At 49.9% G+C, this 770-nt stretch carries 2 protein-coding genes; both read right to left on the bottom strand.

All coding sequences use genetic code 11. The annotated features are described in order from the left end of the window. Positions 1–120, bottom strand: a 120-nt coding sequence (locus R7R24_RS26375) for a biopolymer transporter ExbD (RefSeq protein ID WP_318120072.1), incomplete at its 3' end; no start/stop codon positions are given. Then, a partial coding sequence (locus tag R7R24_RS26370) for a MotA/TolQ/ExbB proton channel family protein (RefSeq protein ID WP_318120070.1) occupies positions 117–770 on the bottom strand: 654 nt, incomplete at its 5' end. The genes R7R24_RS26370 and R7R24_RS26375, both read right to left, overlap by 4 nt.

Here is a 770-nt window from a genome sequence, read left to right as displayed (position 1 = left end):
ATCGAGTTTGACTGCGGCGGTAAGCATCAAGAAAACCATCACAATAAAAATGATGTCTAACAGCGGTGTTAAATCTGGTGTTAAGCCGTTGCGGTTATTGTCCTGTGGTACTTTGATCATGAAGCTTTCGCCTCAGCCGTTTTGGTGACACTTACCGTTGTTTTTGTTTTTTCTGGAGACACGTGCTGCAGGGAAATGCCTTCAAGCCACAAATTCACGTAGTTGAGAGTATGCTCAAGTTTGGCGAGTACGCGGTCAGCCCACAAACCGATGATTTGTGCGCCAGAAATAGCGGGTAGGGCGATGATCAAGCCTGCGGCCGTTGTGCGCATGGCTAAACGCAAGCCGTCGGCCAAATCGTTAGGTGTGATGTTCCCAGTTGAAACCGCGAGGCCTTTAAACATTTCAATCAATCCCAATACTGTGCCGAGAAGACCAATTAGCGGGCTGATCACGCCGATCAACGTCAGAAGGCGAAGACCAGAATGCAGTTGATGACGCTTTTCTTGCAGCCACATGCCAGCCGCGTCTTCACGCAGCGATTTAGCGAATGAGTGGTGAGCCAATAGCATTGCTACACCGCGATAAAGCAGGGGACGCTTGCCCGACAACTCATCGGCCAGCGCTTCAATATCTCGGCTGTTCGTTGGGTCTAGACTGGCCAAATGTTGACGAATGGCACTTTTGCCAACGCCAAGACTGATGAATACTTGGAAGAGTCGTTCCGCAATGATCATGACGGTGAGTGCTGAGCAAATGATCAAAGGCCA

The organism is Vibrio sp. 704 (assembly GCF_033339295.1).
The sequence above is the reverse complement of the archived record's forward strand: the minus strand, read 5'-3'. Positions and strand labels throughout refer to the sequence as shown.